Annotated in this window: 12 protein-coding genes; 3 read left to right on the top strand and 9 right to left on the bottom strand. The window is 35.1% G+C overall.

The features are described from left to right. Positions 1 to 751 precede the first annotated feature (751 nt). From QNH20_RS03025 to QNH20_RS03015, 3 genes are all read left to right on the top strand, one after another. On the top strand, positions 752 to 2413 hold the full coding sequence (locus QNH20_RS03025) for a sensor histidine kinase (protein ID WP_283921456.1): 1662 nt from the start codon (positions 752 to 754) through the stop codon (positions 2411 to 2413). Next, on the top strand, positions 2410 to 3174 hold the full coding sequence (locus QNH20_RS03020) for a LytR/AlgR family response regulator transcription factor (protein WP_283921455.1): 765 nt from the start codon (positions 2410 to 2412) through the stop codon (positions 3172 to 3174). The genes QNH20_RS03025 and QNH20_RS03020 overlap by 4 nt, the downstream gene beginning before the upstream one ends. A gap of 134 nt (positions 3175 to 3308) precedes the next feature. Continuing rightward, entirely contained in the window at positions 3309 to 4532 is a 1224-nt protein-coding gene (locus QNH20_RS03015; protein ID WP_283921454.1) for an L-lactate MFS transporter, read from the top strand. Between the two features lie 317 nt (positions 4533 to 4849). On the opposite strand, the gene QNH20_RS03010 is transcribed toward QNH20_RS03015, so the two are convergent. The 9 genes from QNH20_RS03010 to QNH20_RS02965 all read right to left on the bottom strand — a co-directional run bounded on the left by QNH20_RS03010 (position 4850) and on the right by QNH20_RS02965 (position 18215). Continuing rightward, entirely contained in the window at positions 4850 to 5485 is a 636-nt protein-coding gene (locus tag QNH20_RS03010; protein ID WP_283921453.1) for a YczE/YyaS/YitT family protein, read from the bottom strand. Between the two features lie 223 nt (positions 5486 to 5708). After that, positions 5709 to 6416, bottom strand: a complete 708-nt coding sequence (locus QNH20_RS03005; protein ID WP_283921452.1) for a M48 family metallopeptidase — start codon at positions 6414 to 6416, stop codon at positions 5709 to 5711. A 28-nt stretch (positions 6417 to 6444) separates the two neighbouring features. Beyond that, positions 6445 to 6942, bottom strand: a complete 498-nt coding sequence (locus QNH20_RS03000; protein WP_283921451.1) for a YehS family protein — start codon at positions 6940 to 6942, stop codon at positions 6445 to 6447. 619 nt (positions 6943 to 7561) lie between these two features. After that, positions 7562 to 9553, bottom strand: a complete 1992-nt coding sequence (locus QNH20_RS02995) for an oxidoreductase (RefSeq protein WP_283921450.1) — start codon at positions 9551 to 9553, stop codon at positions 7562 to 7564. A 1249-nt stretch (positions 9554 to 10802) separates the two neighbouring features. Further along, a complete protein-coding gene (locus QNH20_RS02985) occupies positions 10803 to 12848 on the bottom strand; it encodes a beta-galactosidase (RefSeq protein WP_283921449.1) in 2046 nt (681 codons plus the stop codon). 14 nt (positions 12849 to 12862) lie between these two features. Then, complete coding sequence (gene gnpA, locus QNH20_RS02980; protein ID WP_283921448.1) at positions 12863 to 15037, bottom strand: 1,3-beta-galactosyl-N-acetylhexosamine phosphorylase; 2175 nt, start codon at positions 15035 to 15037, stop codon at positions 12863 to 12865. A gap of 48 nt (positions 15038 to 15085) precedes the next feature. Continuing rightward, entirely contained in the window at positions 15086 to 15964 is an 879-nt protein-coding gene (locus QNH20_RS02975) for a carbohydrate ABC transporter permease (RefSeq protein ID WP_283921447.1), read from the bottom strand. A 4-nt stretch (positions 15965 to 15968) separates the two neighbouring features. Beyond that, positions 15969 to 16847, bottom strand: coding sequence for a carbohydrate ABC transporter permease (locus QNH20_RS02970; RefSeq protein ID WP_283921446.1), 879 nt, complete (start codon positions 16845 to 16847; stop codon positions 15969 to 15971). Between the two features lie 84 nt (positions 16848 to 16931). Next, on the bottom strand, positions 16932 to 18215 hold the full coding sequence (locus tag QNH20_RS02965; RefSeq protein WP_283921445.1) for an ABC transporter substrate-binding protein: 1284 nt from the start codon (positions 18213 to 18215) through the stop codon (positions 16932 to 16934). Positions 18216 to 18299 lie beyond the last annotated feature (84 nt).

Below are 18299 nucleotides of genomic sequence, written 5' to 3'. Positions count from 1 at the left end.
TTGGAAGTAAAAAAACATGGCTTATTTCCCCATTTCTGAAGAAAGGGGGTTTTACGCCACTTTATTGATAAATTCATGAAATAAATCAACAATTTTGGAAAACCATAGTGTGGTATATCCAGTACCAAGTGCTATACCCTATTATTTAAAAGATTCACCATATCTTTTAGATTGAGGGGGATTTAGATCATCCCCTCAACTTTTTTATAGGTACCATAATGTAATTTTCAATAATGAAAAGATGCTGGTAAATATACTTCAGTTAAATATTTATTTTAGTTATGAGTTGATTTAAGTAACGCACAGCACACAAAGTGGCTTAATGGTAATGCCAGATACTTGATGTACAGTGTTCACCTAAAATAAATAATTTTCAAATTCATTTCGTAATATATAAATACCATACTTAACTTGTGATATGGTTCACCGTAACGTATCTAAATGAGGTTTTCAATTCAAATCTTTATTTGGTATAACAATAAGTAGGGAATTAAGCTCATATTATTTCTTCCCTGTAGGTACTTTTATTTCTTCCTTCTTCCTTTCTGAAATCAACTTTAAAGCATCAGCATACTTAATATTGGTATCCCATCCAATTACCTCATTGGAAGCTCAGGTTCAGCATCATATATTTTTTCGTTGCAGTAATATCCCCTTTCACTTTATTTAAACAAAAACATATGCTTTCTTGTTTTAGTATTGCACTACACTAAAAATAAGCTAAATATAATCATTTGGAAAGGAACTTAAGATGAATCCACCATTAGAAATGCTAATCGATATTTTTGAACGGGCGGCACTATTGCTAATTTGCTTGTTTTTTTTAACAAGGGTTCCCAGGTTTAAAGAATCTCTCCATAAAAAACAGCACTCGCTTTCAGAGAGAATCGTCATCACTCTTATCTTTTGTTCATTTGCCATTTTTGGAACCTATACCGGAATTGAAGTAGAAGGTTCTTTAGTCAATGTTAGAATTATCGCTGTCATGTCCGGGGGTATATTATTCGGCCCATGGATAGGGATCATTACCGGTATTGTTTCAGGTGTGCATCGTTATTTAATTGATATCGGTGGAGTAACATCCGTTCCATGCCTGATTACAAGTATTATTGCCGGGATAGCATCCGGGTTTATTAACCTTAAAGTAAAAAAATCGCAACGTTGGATTTACGGGATTGCTGCAGGTATGAGCTGCGAAGTCCTTACCATGCTATTGATACTTGCTATGGCAGACCCCTTTACACTTGGCCTGGATATTGTATCAAAAATTGGCTTTCCAATGATTGCAAGCGAAGTCAATGTCGGCTTGATTGTTTTATTGGTAATGAGTGTGGAAGATGAAAAGGAAATGATTGCTGCTAAACAAGCAAAGTTAGCATTGGACATTGCGAATAAAACATTGCCTTATTTTCGTTCGATCAATACAGAATCGTTGAAAAAAATTTGTACAATCATCAAAGATCAAATTCATGCCGATGCAGTGGCTATAACCGATACTGAAATTGTCCTTGCATATGTTGGCTTTGGTGAAGAACGCTATAAGCAAGGACAAGAAATCCTCAGTGATCTAACGAAAGCAACGATCCGTAGCGGTGAAATCACAATTAGAAACCATGTGGCTGACCAACAAACTCCTGAGATTCAGTCCCTGCTCATCATGCCGTTTGAAGAGCGTGGGGAAGTCACGGGAGCTCTCAAAATTTATTACCGCAAAGCCTCTAAAATGACCTATCCTTTGCAAACGATGGCAATTGGTTTGTCACAAATTTTTTCCACCTTTATGGAGATATCCCGTGTCGAGCAGATTAAGGAGGCGGCCAACAAAGCAGAACTAAAGGCGCTGCAAACAAAAATTAACCCGCATTTTCTTTTCAATGCTCTGAATGCCATTGCGTCGACAACCCGGCGTAATCCAGAAAAAGCCCGCGAGTTGATTATTACTTTATCAAGCTATATGCGCTACAATCTGGAGCTAAGCGATGAATTTATCGATATTCATGACGAATTACAACAGGTACATGATTATATAGAAATTGAAAAGGCTCGTTTTGGCTCTAGACTTCAGGTGGAATATGATATTGAAAACGTAAAAATAAAACTTCCTAGTTTGCTTATTCAGCCGCTGGTCGAAAATGCAATTATTCATGGCATACTAAAAACAAAGGGTCCTGGTACTGTCACAATTGCTGTGAATGATTTGGGTGATAAAGTCCGTATTAGCGTAAAGGATACGGGAGCAGGGATAGCAGATGAAGTGGTAAAGAATTTGTACCGCGATGATGTTCCTGCAAAGAAAATCGGATTATATAATGTACATCAGCGTGTTAAATTGATTTATGGTAAAGGATTAATCATCAAAAGGTTATCCCCGGGTACTGAAGTTTATTTTGATATTGTAAAGGAGAAAAAATGAAAGCAATCATTGTTGAGGATGAATTTCCTGCAAGAGAAGAATTAAAATATTTGATTGATGCATATAGCAGCATTCAAGTAACTAATTGCTTTGAAGATGGATTAGATGTCCTAAAATTTTTACAAGAAAATGAAACAGATGCTATTTTTCTTGATATCAACATTCCTTCACTCGATGGGATGCTGCTGGCAGGCAGTATAAGTAAGTTTGCAAAAAAACCCTATATTATCTTTACAACAGCATACAAAGAGCATGCGGCCCAGGCATTTGAACTTGAAGCCTTTGATTACATCCTCAAGCCATATGATGAGAAACGGATTGCTTCCATGTTGCATAAGCTCGAGGCTTCTTTTTTACGTGATCTAAATCAAACAGATAAAGAAGAGAAGTTGTCTTTCCAAAAAAAGGATTCAATCAAAGGTCTGGGAACGGATGTCCGAGTAAACTTACGAAAAAACGATAAAATAATCGTCACAGATGTAAATGATATTTATTACGCGATGGCGAGCGAAAAGGTTACACTGGTCTATACATTTCATGAAGAATATACGATGCCAATGAGTATATCAGAATTCCATTCTGCTCTGCCCCAGAATCTTTTTTTTCGCTGCCATCGCTCTTATACAGTGAATTTATCCAAAATCCGTGAAATCGTCCCTTGGTTTAACCAAACCTATATAATTCATCTTAAGGACTTTAATGCTGAGATTCCTGTAAGCCGGAGCAAAGTAAAAGAGTTTCGACAAATTATGCGATTTTAACTGCAATTCATTCCATTCTTTAAGCATTTGGTTCTGAATACAATTTCATAATTTTTTTTAGTGTTATGATCTTCTTGTAAACGCAATCTACCAAGAGGCTGCATTGGTCTCGTAAGTTAGAAGGGGAGATTAACATGAATTCACAAACAAGTAATCGCTGGCTGATTGTTATAGGGACCATTATTGTTCAAATGGGGTTAGGAACTATTTACACATGGAGCTTATTTAACCAACCATTGGTTGATCACTTTGGCTGGCAATTGAACTCGGTAGCCATTACTTTTTCAATTACAAGCTTTTCTTTAGCTTTTTCAACACTGTTTGCCGGCAAACTCCAGGATCGCTGGGGGATTCGCCGCTTAATCGCAACTGCAGGCATTGTCTTAGGAGCAGGATTAATCATTAGCTCACAAATCTCAGTATTATGGATGCTTTACATCACGGCTGGTGTTGTGGTAGGATTTGCCGATGGTACTGCTTACATCACATCACTGTCAAATCTTATTAAATGGTTTCCGGAGAAAAAAGGGCTTATTTCCGGAATTTCTGTAGGTGCTTATGGAACAGGCAGTTTGCTATTCAAATACATTAACGGATCACTAATTCAAAACGTTGGCGTATCTAATACATTTTTATACTGGGGCATAATCGTGATGACGATGGTTATAGTCGGTTCATTCTTAATTCGCGAGGCACAGGTATCAAGCCAGTCCCAGTCCGTTAAAGGGGTACAGGTTAAAGACTACACAGTCAAAGAAATGCTTAAAACGAAAGAAGCTTACTTATTGTTTATTATGTTTTTTACTGCATGTATGAGCGGTTTATATCTAATCGGAATTGTAAAAGATATCGGTGTAAGTTTAGCTGGTTTGGATGTGGCAACAGCAGCCAATGCCGTAGCATTAGTAGCGATTTTCAATACGATTGGCCGCATTATCCTAGGAGCATTATCAGATAAAGTTGGACGTTTAAAAGTGGTAGCCGGCGCTTTTTTGGTGACTGCATCAGCTGTATCTGTTTTAAGCTTTCTAGATCTAAATTATGGATTGTTCTTTGCGTGTGTTGCAGGAATTGCTTTCTGTTTCGGCGGAAATATAACCATCTTCCCAGCAATTGTTGCCGATTTCTTTGGCTTAAAAAACCAAAGTAAAAACTATGGGGTCATTTATCAGGGGTTCGGGATTGGTGCATTGTCCGGTTCTTTTATTGCCACAGCACTTGGCGGCTTTGCTCCTACCTTCACGTTTATTGCAGTGTTGAGTATAGTCTCAGTAGTCATTGCTCTGTTTATAAAGTCACCGAATCAAGGAGCTGTTTTGAAAGAAGAAAAAAGAAACGAAAAAGCTCAAGCCGCATGATTCCGGCTACAAAGATTGGTTAATCCCTATGGCCTTCACAGTTTACTGTATCATAATGATTTAACCCTAAATGATTTAGGATATAGAGGGGACTTAAGAGAAAAAATCAATAAAAATTAAAGCCGATTCTTTGTTTACTGAAGAAATCGGCTTTAATTTTAAATTCTACAAAAACCTCTTTTACTTATGGTACTGTTCTCCATAGCATATCTAAATGAGGTTTCTCAAAAAAGCGGGGACTAGCAAATACTTTTGAAGTGAAAGGGGCTCCCCCATGAAGGGATCCTCATACATCGTGTTTATTTATTTTTAATTGTCTACATATGCGTTAACAGGCGATCCTTTTGGTCAAGGAAATAAGCCATCAGTTTCTTACATTGAGGAATAGAAAATCCTAAAATTGGTCCTAATCCAAACGCAATAAACACTGTTCCAATTCCAACTGGCCCCCCTAACATCCAACCAAGAAGAAAAACGAGTACTTCAATTCCATTTCTAACCAACGGGATACTCCAACCCGTTCTTTCAACGATTAATAACATAAAGCTGTCTCTAGGACCTGCTCCAAAATCAGCAGAAACATATAATCCAATACCGTACCCTATTAAAATAACACCTATGATAAAGGCAATTGTTGCTCCTTCTAAACTATCAATGCTAGGTAAAATCGAATTAAAAAGATCAATAAATAATCCTAGAAACAACATATTCAGAAAAGCCCCTATTTTTGGCCATGCCATATTGAAAATTGAACTGATCAACAAAAGCAAAAATCCAATTATTATCGACCAAGTTCCAATAGTAAAGCCAAATTTAGTAAATAGACCATAATGAAAAACATCCCATGGTCCAATCCCTAAATGCTTTCCTTCAATTGTTAAAGATATACCAAATGCTAACACCATTAATCCAAAAATAAAAAAAGACCAGCGTAGAATCCATTCCTTTTTCATAACTGCTCCTCTATCTTATATTTTATTATTAATATAACATTAAATTTGGACAGAATTTATAATCTATATTTTCTGAAATACGACCATTTGGCGACACAAAGGGTGTTAGTGATATTCCTTCCCGCATGATATTAATAAAAAAGGTACCTCTCAAAATCTTTGTGTAAGGGAAAGGTACCATTCTCATTTTTTTTAATTTGATATTTTATAACTGTATTGACTGCTAAACAGTCATTTTCCGACCAGATAAAGTCAGCCAGTTTTCCTTTTCCTTATAATCAGGCATGATTTTTCCAACAAGGCGCCAGAAAGAGCGGTCGTGGTTCAGATGAACCATATGGCACATTTCGTGAATAACTACATAGTCGATTACTTCCCTTGGTGCCATAGCCAGTCTCCAATTGAATGTTAACTGCAGTTTTGAATCACAAGTTCCCCATGTAGTTTTGCTATCCGTGATCCGAAACAAACGGGGCTTTGTTTTGAAGTTGCTTTGATAGGCTGAAATACTCTTCTCCACTAAAGCCTTACACTGCTGGTAATAAAATCGTTTTAATGCTTGTTTTATTTTTTCAGTGTCATGCTGCTTTACATATATATGTAGCTTTTCTTCTTTAAACACTACATGGTCTTGCATGATATTTATATCTTGAAAGATTTGTATGGGATAGGTGTTTCCTAAATAAAGAAAACTCTCACCATACTCATAAACCTTTTTCTGTGGCCCCTGCAGCCTAGCCTTCATTTCTTTTAATTTTTGCTGAATAAGCTCCCAATTTTCCTCTAATAACTGATGAACACTATCATCAGGTGTCCCTTTAGGAGCCTGGACTTCCACATTTCCATAACTATCTAGCGTAATTCCTATAGATGTACGATTTTTATACTTAATCTCAAAACGTATGGTCTCGCCTAAGTAGGTATGTATCATTTAATCACCTAAATCATTCTTTAATGCATTAACCCCTATATTTGATAGCCAGCCCTTTTAAGAAATTCCTGGCATATTTATCTCCGCACTCTTTATAATTCTTATGCCCTTCTTTTCTTAATAAAGCGCCGAGTTCGCCTTTTGAAACTGTAATTCCTGCTTTTTCGAATATATCCAGCATATCCTCAGTAGTTAATGCTAATGCTATTTTAACTTTCTTTAACAGAAGATTATTAACATTTGCACTTTTCTTTATGGACGGTTCTGGAGTATCAGGCTGTGTTGGTTTTGGATCTTGTTTTCCTCGTTTAAAAATAATAAAACCATTTAAAAATGAATCTAACATACTGTTATTACATTTTATTTGATCGTCACTTTCAGCATCAAACTCGTCCGATCTGGTGAGAATCTTTATGACTTCTGGTACTGTTACATCCACACCACCAAGTTTAAATATCTCTGCCATTTCTTTATTTTTTATCTCCATTGCATATCTCAATCGAATTAATATATCGTTATTATCCATAATGAACCTCCTATATGTAAAATTATTTCCTGCCCTCTAAAACGACAGGCGTTATTTTTTCAATCTCCGCATCTTCCTCGACTGTGTTTTTTATTGCGATAGTGATAGTCAGATGTAGTTAGAGTCTCCATGCTTATTCATTTATAACCTATATACTCAAACCAGTCAAAATTAGCTTTATTTTTGCTGTTTGCACTATGGATGCATATAATCTTAATTTAGTCCCAACAATGCCATTTGATTAAAACGAGTACTACTACGTTGTAAATACCATATCAAAAAAGTAAATAGGCAACTCCCTAAAGGGGCTGTTGCTTTTTTTTTAGCTTCAATTATAGCCTAAAAGTTGATTTATTCATATCTTTGCTGCCCAACCTGGAAGAGGAGATATGTAAAGCACTATTCTAGTACCCAGGTATTGGATGGATCATTTAGCGTGAGCTTGAAGATCTTCCCGAAGACCCCATCTTTCATGTGTCCTATTTAGACGGGAAAAAGGGATTGCTCAGCAACCCCTTTTTAAACTTATGCACCGGTTAAGGTAATAGTAATTATTCAATACCTCTTTAGGTTCCAATCTATCAGACATTCTTATACGAAATATTAAAATGCATCAAAATCAAACTGTTTCCAATACTTCTTCTTCCCTTTTGTGTGTAACAATAGATTCAAGGACATATGCCTTTTCAAAGCCGTCCCGGGTAGCCTCACTAAGGGATCCATAGCCCGCTGCATCTCCTAATACAAACACATTTTCCATCTGGCCCCTTAATGTTTTTTCTAATGGGTTATACGCCTCTACACCCATTGCAACAATGATATACTCTGATTCAATTTCTGAGTGTTTCCCAGAAACTAAGTCCTCCACTATAATACAGTCCGGAAGAATTTTTACCAATTTGTGATCCGTAACAATGTCCACATTTTCTTGTTTTAGCTTATTAAGGAGTCTTAATCTCGTTTCAGGTCCAATTCTTTTACTTGCTTTTGTAGGAATTTCTACATAAGTGACATCATTACCAGCTTCTGCAAGTCGGCGAACAGTTCCATGACAGGTCATACCACTACCTACAACTGTAACTCTATTATTAGTAAATACTTTTTCCTGTAATTTTACGTCTTCATAAGTATAAACATGATCTAAATCATTGCCTTCCACCTGTGGGAGCTTTGGTATTCCGCCTGTTGCCAATAAAACAGCATATGGATTGTAAGTTATGATCTCTTCAACAGTAGCCTCTGTATTCAAACGGACATCAATATTTAAACGTTTCATTTCATTGCTGAGATAATTAATGTGCCATGTCATTTTCTTTCTATAAATTGGGTCAGTTACAAGATGCAATTGACCACCAAGCTTACTATCCTTTTCAAAAAGAGTTACATTATATCCTTTTAATGTTAGAATTCGTGCCGCTTCCATTCCACCTGGGCCACCACCAACGATCACAACATGGCGGTTTTCATTAGAAGGAAGGCGCTGCAGCTCCTTAAACTCTAGTTCTCGGCCGGCTCTAGCATTGAGGGAACAGCGAATGTGTGAGTTACCCATAGCAGCATGTATACAATGGAGACAGTTAATACATTTTCTAATTTCAGCTTCGCGTCCTTCCTTCGTTTTGTTTACCCACTCGGGATCAGCAATTAATCCCCTGCCTATGGCCACAAAGTCTGCTCTTCCCTCGGATAAAATGTTTTCTACAAATTTTGGTTCACGAATTGACCCAACAGTGATCACTGGAATATTTACTTCTTTTTTTATCTCCTTTGCTAGGTAGACTCTCCAGCCTTGTTCAAATAACGGGGATTCAATTATTTTGTCCATAGAGTCATAGGTTCCACAACTAATATGCAGTCCATCTACTCCTAGTTTTTCTAAGTATCGACAAATATCCTTACCTAACTCTAAATCGATACCCCCTTCTATAAATTCATCCACACTGAGACGAACGGTAACAGGGTAGTCCTCACCACACATTTCTCTGATTCCATCAATGATTTCCTTGATAAATCTCATCCGATTCTCAAAGCTTCCCCCGTATTCATCAGTTCGTAAATTTGCCTCAGGGCTTAAGAACTGGTTAATTAAATAGCCATGGGCACCGTGAACTTCAACGCCATCTATCCCAGCCTGCTTACATCTTACGGCAGTCTGAACAAATTTATTTACTAGCTCTTTTACTTCTATTGTTGTTAATTCCCGAGGTGCTTCACCTACCGCAGCACAAGCAACGTTACTAGGAGCAACGATTTGTTTACCATGTATTAACGACGAATTTGACTGTCGGCCTGCATGATGGATTTGTATAAAAACCTTCGACCCATATTTATGTATCGCATCGGCTAAACGGTGTATCCCTGGGATAAAGCGATCATCGTCCAACCTTAATTGTCTAACAAATCCTTTCCCGTATTCATAATCGATACAGGTAAATTCAACAATAATTAACCCAGTTCCTCCCTTTGCCCTTTCTTCATAATAGGCAATTAGATGATCAGTGACTTCACCTTCAATACCAGCTAGATTCGTTCCCATGGGTGGCATGACAATTCTGTTTTTCACTGTTAGATTACCTATTTTACCTTCATTGAACAAGTTTTGATAATTCATCTTAACTCCTCCATTTTTTCGATCTTATGTGAAATAATTCACATATACTACAAAAAAATTTTATCCCATATTTATTTTAAAAGTAGTTAACATGTATTTTCGCACAACATTTGATAGATTAGTGACATTTTTTTGTAAAATTCACGAAAAATTTGGGAGGGATGTCATTCTACGATGAAATTAATTTTAGGAATTAGGATTTTTATCTTTTAAAATTGTTTTTATTGAATTAATAATAAATAAAAACCAACAAGCTCCGCCTCGGAATAGTATAGAAACTCATTTGCATTTTATTATTGCAAATGAGTTTTCTTTTACAAGCTGATGTAGTTTGGCTTTAAAATACGTCTTGTTTTATAAATTCTTATCTAATTATGTTGCTCAAGATATTGGTACACTGCCATCAATCATACACATCAAGAGCATCTTGTTGGAATTTGCTCAATCATTCGTTATAATTTTCACGATTTACGCAGAAACCTTTCACCGCCTTGTGATCTTACTCTTTTCAATACATTACATCCCTGACTAAACCTATTTAGCCTTAATCGGCCCTATTTAATACACAAACGCACTCCACATGCGTGAATTGCTTATAGTAGAAAAAATGTTAACTAAAGATGTAGCTTTGTTCACCTTTATATAATCTACAGCATCAAGATGACTTTACTGCTGATTCATATTAGCGGGTACATGTTCAAAGTAGTAAAATTCAATAATAACTCTTGGTACTCGATTAGCCAATTTCAATACAGTAAATTATACTAATCTGTTTTTAAACCAATTCCCTTAATGCTCATCTGTTGGTCTTTATTCATTAAAACTTTAAGAAGCTTTCCCATTAAGACACCCATATTATTCGAATTGTCATTTTACTAGAAACACTGTGAATTCAACAACTAATTACTAATCAGCTTTAGATCAATATAGGATAACTCAAAAAAAGACTGATCGATTTAAGATCAGCCTTTTTAAATAATTAACGTTGGTGTGCATATACCTGCTTCGGTGGATTAACCGCCCTTTTCGAGTGGCTAGCAGCATATTTTTTACTACCATTCTTCCCTCTCTTGAAGTGTCTAAACCATAGTTCAATGAGATGAAAGGAACTTGACCTCCGCCTCTAGAAACAAATACATTTGACAACTGGAGAATTTAGAAAGAAGTATAAATATTTTTAAATTCTTCGAAGCTTAGGAATCTAGCAGGTAGTAACCAAAGGTATTCTGAATAGTATAAACTCGGGTAGCTAACCCAAGTTTTTTAAAATTAATACATCCTTTGGTTCAATTTCTATTTCATTTTCTAAAATCTCTCCATTAAATAAATTAGTGTATGAGTTTTTTCCAAGTGATACCTTTTGTAAAATATTGCTGTGGTTTAATATAAATATATATTCATTATTTTCCTTCACTCTTCTAGTTATCTCTACCTCTGCATCAGTTTTTAATATAGGTTTGATATTCTTTTCTCCGCAATATTTTTCAATTAATACTTTTATTAAATTGTCCTCTGGTTCCGATGCAACATATATGGCCTTTCCACTTCCATAAGAATTCTCTGTTATTGCAGGTAAGCCTTTATAGTAATCTTCTGTGAAGGTTCCTAGTACAATTGCATTTTCATTGTGAACTACTTCGCATATTAATTTACATTCAAAGGTTTTCTCATTTTCCTCCAGTTGCTTTTCTACCCTTATTCCATTCTTCATATCAGGATATAGTGCATCAACCTCTTCTACCCATATACCAAGCAGTTCCTTAAAGGCACCTGGATATCCACCAAGTCTTACAATATCATTTTCATCAACAATGCCACTAAAGAATGTTGTTATGAATGTACCGCCCCTACTTACAAATTTATTAATATTTTCTATAGAGGCATCACTAACCATATATAAAAGTGGAGCTATTACTATTTCATATTTTGATAAATCTGAGGTAGGTTCAACTATGTCTAACGGTATATTTAAATCATATAAGGCTTTATAATATTTCATTATTCTATCAATATATGTTAAATCTACACTAGGTCCACTTGAATATTCAACTCCCCACCAATTAGCCCAATCCATAATTATTGCTACCTTTGATTCAGTTCTAGCATCAATTATTTTATCCTGAAGGTATTGTAATTCATTGCCTAATTTGCTTAGTTCTTTTCCAATCCGTGTATTCTCATGTCCAACATGAGGCACCATAGCAGCATGAAATTTTTCACAGGCTCCTAGAGATTGCCTCCATTGAAAAAACATTATTCCATCGGCACCGTGGGCTATACATTGATAGCTTAACAGCCTCATTACTCCTGGTCTTTTTTGAGCATTATAGGCTTGCCAATTTTGCTGACTAGGTGTTTGCTCCATTAATAAAAAGGGTTTTCCTTTTTTTATTCCTCTTATCACATCATGTCTAAAAGCAATTACACTTGGATGATCTTTATTTGACGGATAACTATCCCAAGAAGCAACATCACATTGTTCTCCCCACCTAAATAAGTCTAACTCATGGCTTATACTCCATATATTAGTAGTAATAGATGTTTCTTTATGATATTTTCTTATTTCCTGCACTTCTCCATCAAAGCATTCTAACATACTATTTGACATGAACCTTTTGTAATCTATAGCCATGGGCTGAAAATAAGTTCCATCTCTTCCTGCTAAAGCACCTGGTAATATCTCTGTTAAAGCAAATGGTACCTCAATTTCATCAAAGTCATATATTGTATGACCCCAAAAGCTTGTATACCAACATCTATTTAAATTTTCTAAAGTTGTATATTTATTTTTTAACCATTGTATAAAAGCTTGTCTACAATTTTCACAGTAACAATAGGCACCATATTCATTGTTAACATGCCATAACACAATTGCTGGGTTATTTTTATAATGTTCAGCCATTTTTCCAGCTATAGTACTTGACAATCTCTTATAGTTGGGACTATTCGGACAAAAATTCACCCTTCCACCATGTTTACGTTTGCGACCATAAATATCCGTTCTTGTAATATCCGGATATTTTTTACTCATCCAAGCTGGCTGCGCTGCAGTTGGTGTAGCCATGTTTATGAAAATACCATTTTCATATAGAAGATTTACTATTTTATCTAACCATGAAAAATCAAATTCCTCTTCACTTGGCTGCAATTTAGCCCATGAAAATACAGGGAGAGTTACAACATTTACTCCATGAACCTTCATCTGTCTTATGTCTTCTCTCCAAACTTCTTCATCCCATTGATCCGGATTATAATCAGCACCATAAAAAAAACCTTTAATTTTATCATGAATCATTGAAATATCGCTCCTTATAGCTCCATACAAATCCATTTTATTTCATAAGGTTTTAATGAAAGCTTAACAGCACTATTTTTATCACTGTAAACTTCTGTTTCCTGTACTTTATCTGAATTATTTATAATTGCCACATTGCCTGTTTGCAGGTATGCTGCACACTCAGTATTGCTGTTTGAAGTATACCAAGTGAACATTTCCTCCTCTTTAGCTGCTGCCCAATATAAAGCTCTTAATAAAATTCTTACGTTTTCTGGTGTATAAGGAAGTCCTGAAATATACACTGCTCTACCCTTGCCAAATTCGTTCACAGCAAGATTTATATCTCCATTATCCATTGAAAGAATCTGTGTGCTATCGCTAACCCTATATACATACTTCATTCCTTCGCCAAAATCTATTTCTGACTTTTGATCTTGTAATATAAAGTGGGTCTCCTCTTGAGCCTTATCATGTCTAGTGTAACTTAATGTATAGCCCATTTCTCTATCCACACCTAGTATATCTGAGAGCTGGAAGTACTTACCTTGATGCTGATATGCAGTTGGTTCACCTATACCAATGAATCCGCCTCCATTATGTACCCATTCTCTTAGCTTACCTGTTACTTCATCATCTACCCAATACTTATCTCCTGACCATGCTGTGCCAGCATCACCAGCATTTATAATTACACCTATATCTTCCGGTATGCCCTTTTTCTTTATATCTTCAAAGCTCATAAATACCACATCAACTGGCATACCGCTTAAACATTCTATTACCCCTACATATGAATATATTTTCTTATACCATAAAGCATGTGCCACCATATTAGTCTGCCAGCTTCTAAGCTTTCCCCAAGCATTTAACACAGCTACTTTAAATTTGGCAGTATAAGCTTTGGTTCCTTCCATCTTGTAATGGATTTCTCTAAATTCATTAGTGATTTCTTCTATCTTCTCTACAAACTCTGGAAACTTTAGCGCAAGACTCAAGTATCCACCATAACCCATTCTTTCCACTGGCTTTCTAAGTATTGCACGCCTTGCTTGTACCCAATTTTCTACTGCTTCCTTTGTTGGATTTCCACCTTCATAAAAGGTATCTGGAAAGAAATATGGTAGAAATCTTCCTTCTGTATATTTTACGTGAGGAATATCCGAAATCAATCTTAAAGTAGCTCCGCTTCCCACAGAGCCTACCACTGAATCTAGTCCAATGTTTCCAAAATAATCTCCATAAGGTTCTGTTCCAATCCAGTTATCACCTAAAAACATCATTGCTTCTTTTCCATAGCTATGACATAAATCAACACATTTTTTAGCATTTTCAGATACAAAGCCTTGAACAAAATCAATCCAATCTAAAAATTCCTTAGAAGGTACTCTAAAGGGGGAATTATAATATCCTTCATCAACGAAAGCTTCTGCTCTCAGCCTGTAGCCTTTTACCTTTTCAAATTCATCCATGGCCTTTGGACTTACACTAGCACTGTATCCAAACCAATCAACAAACTTTTCCTTTGCTTTGTCATTATAAGCTATTGTGAAGTGGTAAAAAAATGTAGTAAATCTAACAACATCTACACTGGGATTCTCTTTAAGCCAATTATCTAAATAGCTAAAGATATGCTCCCTGGTTTCTTCATGGATTGCATCATAAGGCATCTCCGGTGCTGTAGTCCAATTATTTGTTAGATGATTATACATTTGAGTTGTATCCCAAACTTGATATGCTAAAAAACTCACAGTATATCTATGCCACTTTTTAGCATTGTTGATTACAACCTTTTGAGTGTTGCAATCAAACTCCCAGTGGTTCACATCTAACAACTCGCCACTAGTTCTATCTATAACCTCCCAATATCTTTTAATATCATGGTCCTTATCTATTTCAAATTGTTTATTATAGTATCCATCTAAAAGGTCTATTTCTAATACCTCGTTTACAGCGGTATTATGCTTAGACATTAAATACTGCATTTGTAGTTGATCTCTATGGGAATAGGCCCACTGTTGATCATTTCTAACAGTTAAATAGGTTGTGTATACCTTAACTGCCATATCCATTAATTCCTTTGATAGTATAGTACCATCACTATTTCTAATGGCATCTGCTCCCCATTTTTCTATAATTCTCTTAACATCATTGTCAATTCCTGTTTCCGCCGGTAAAGTAAATCTACCTTTTCTTAAATCTTCTATCACTGCCTTTTCCTCCTTTTACTCGGAACACTGGATTTTCACTACAACACACTATTCCTTCACAGCTCCTGCTGCTATTCCACTAAAAATATATTTCTGGAATATAAAGTAGATTACTAGAGTTGGAATCATAACTATAACCGCTGCTGCACTTAGCTTTGGAATAGAAGAAGTTCTAGGATCAGTAATACAATTAAAAAGTAATGTACTTAAAGTTCTATGCTCCTCTCCTGGCATATATAAAAATGGTATATACATGTCATTTAAAACATCAACAGCTTTAAGTATGCCTAAAGTAGCTGTTGCAGGAATCACCATAGGAAAAATTATTCGCCAGTAAATTGTAAAATAAGATGCTCCATCCATCATGGCACTTTCATCTACTGAAACCGGTATCTGCTGTAAAAACTGATTATAAATGTATATTTGCATTAAATCTGCACCGGCATATATGAGTATAGGTGCTAAAAGAGTGTCATATACACCAATATTAGTCATTAATCCAAATCTTGATATTTCAGTAACAATACCTGGTATTATTAATCCAACTAGGAATATAGCAAAATATGCTTTTTTTAACTTGAAATCAAATCTAGTTAAACAATATGCAACCATAGTGCTAAGTAAAGAATTTATAACAACTGAAGCTACAACCAATATCGTGGAATTTTTAAATGCAACAAACACATTTGTACTTTTAAGAACCTCTTTATAATTTTCAAAATTAAGACTAGTAGGTGGTTTAAGTGCTGATTCTGAACCAATCTGAGGTAAGCTTTTAAATGATGCAAAAACTGTAATTAGTATTGGCAAAATTACTATAGCTGCTATAAATATAAATAGAAGTATTTTTAGTACTCCACCTCCACTGCCAGATCTCCTTGTAATATTAATAGTGGTTTCCTTTTTTATTTCTATGTTAGCTTCCATTTTCTCACCCCTTTAAGTTAAATAATTTTTTTTGAATAATGGAGATAATTATTATTATTATCATCAATACAATTGCCATTGCACAGGCTAATCCAAAATTTTGATATTGAAAGGCTGTATTTATTGTTTGTACTGTAAAAGTTTCGCTAGCATGATTTGGACCACCGCTAGTCATAACATAAGGAATATCAAATATCTGCAAGGCGCCTCTCACGTTCAAAAATAATACTATTTCAACAACAGGCTTTATATTTGGTAATACAATGTGATAAAACTGTTTAAAGGTGCTTGCTCCATCAATAATAGATGCTTCAATCATGTCCGTTGGAAGGGATTGAAATGCCGCTAAAAAAAGTATTATATGGATACCAGAAAATTTCCATAGAGAAACTCCAGTAAGAGAATAATTAACAATGTTCGGGTCGCTAAGCCATCCTATTTTATCCATATGAAAAAACTGCAGCATACTATTTAACACTCCATCTTGTGAGCTATAAAGAAAGATAAACATACATGCAACTGCAACTGTGTTAATCATATAAGGTAAAAATGTAATAGTTTTGAACATCTTACTGTATCTCACTCTGTTGTCTAATAAATATGCTAAAAATAATTCAATAGGTATAAAAAGCAAATGCCCCACAAAATATATACCGTTATTTTTTAGCGATAACCATACCTCCGGTGAATCAAATAATATTTTCTTGAAATTTGTTAATCCCACAAAGGTTTTTGTAAGACTCAGTCCATCCCAGCTTGTAAAGCTTAATGCTACTAACCTTATTAATGGATAAATCATAAATAAACTTATTAAAATAGTGGGAATAAATAAAAATGTAACTAGCACTAAGTTCTTCTGCATCTTTACATTATTTTTAAACATAACCCGCCTCCTAGCCTGCAAATTAAAAGAAGAATAAAGTAGCTAAAGGCACCTTATTCTTCTTTTATTTTATTATTTTACTTTTTAATTACCTCTTGCTTTTTTCCATTGTGTATTTAAATCATTCATTATAGAATCTAAACTAGTTTTGCCTGCCATCATCTGTTGACCTATGCCATTAACGTCAAATTTCATGGCATTCTTTACCTTGTTATAATTATCATCATAGAAAACAGTTATCGACTTAGCATCAACACCATCAAAAGCTTGGGTAAAGAATTTATCATTATAACTTACACCCTTTATTGTAGGCTTTATATTAATAGCAGTAGCCATCTGGGTATAATAATCACCAAAGAACCATTCAAGGAATTCTTTTGCTTCCTTTTGATTTTTACTAGTTTTAGGAATTCCCCAGAAGAATTCAGTCATTGCAGTAGTGTAGAATGGATCGCTGGTAGTATTCCTTGTTGGTAATAAGAAAACTCCTAAATTCTCATCCTTACCTCCATTTTGGTTATAATCACTCTTATACCAGGAGCCAGCTGCAAACATAGCTGCTTTTCCGGCTACAAACATTGCTCTTTGTTGATCCCAACCATAGCCCAGTGGATCATCTCCAAAAACCTTAGCATCATACAATTTTTGAATCTTTGTATATGCATTGTAGAATGGCTGTCCTTTTGTAAAAGGATCATCCTTAGTAGCCATCTTGTTGTAGTATTGTCCATCTCCTGCTTCAAGCATTGGCATATATTCATTTAATGGATAATTTACCCAAGAATCCTTTAAGCCCAATGCAATTGGTGTATATTTCTTACCATCTTTTATTGTTTGACTAACCTTTAAAAACTCATCCCAAGTCTTAGGTATTTCTAAATTGTATTCTTTAAAAATGTCCTTGTTGTAATAAACAAATTCATTAAACACTGCTTCTGGTAACCCTATTACATTTCCTTTAATCTTAGTTTCCTTAGCATATATATTGTTTGCAGTTGCCTTTAAATCATTTAAAGGTACCATAGTATCACCATAGAGTGAAAGATTTGCTTGTCTAATTGGGAATACATCTGGCAGCTGATTTGCTGTGCTTCGTATCTTCATTGTATTATCGTATTCGGTTTTTGCAATTTTTTCCACTTCTATTGTTACATTTGGATGCACCTTTTTATAAGCATCTGCTATCTTATTAGTTTCTGTAAAATACTTATACTCGTCGTCTCCCCAAAGAGCCATTTTTAGGGTTACCTTTTTATCGCTAGCTGTTGATGCGCTATTTGTATTTGAGCACCCTACAGCAACGGTGCTTAGTAGTGTTACTCCTACTAAAGCTACGCTTAAATTTTTTAATAATTTCTTTTTAAGCACTTTTTTTCCCCCTTCACATTTTATAGTTATACTTTAAATTTTTTTACCATTTTATTGAATGATATATATTAATGTTTTTTTGAT

The sequence above is a fragment of the Neobacillus sp. WH10 genome (genome assembly GCF_030123405.1).
GTDB lineage: Bacteria > Bacillota > Bacilli > Bacillales > Cytobacillaceae > Neobacillus.
This window is presented reverse-complemented; position numbering and strand designations above follow the sequence as displayed.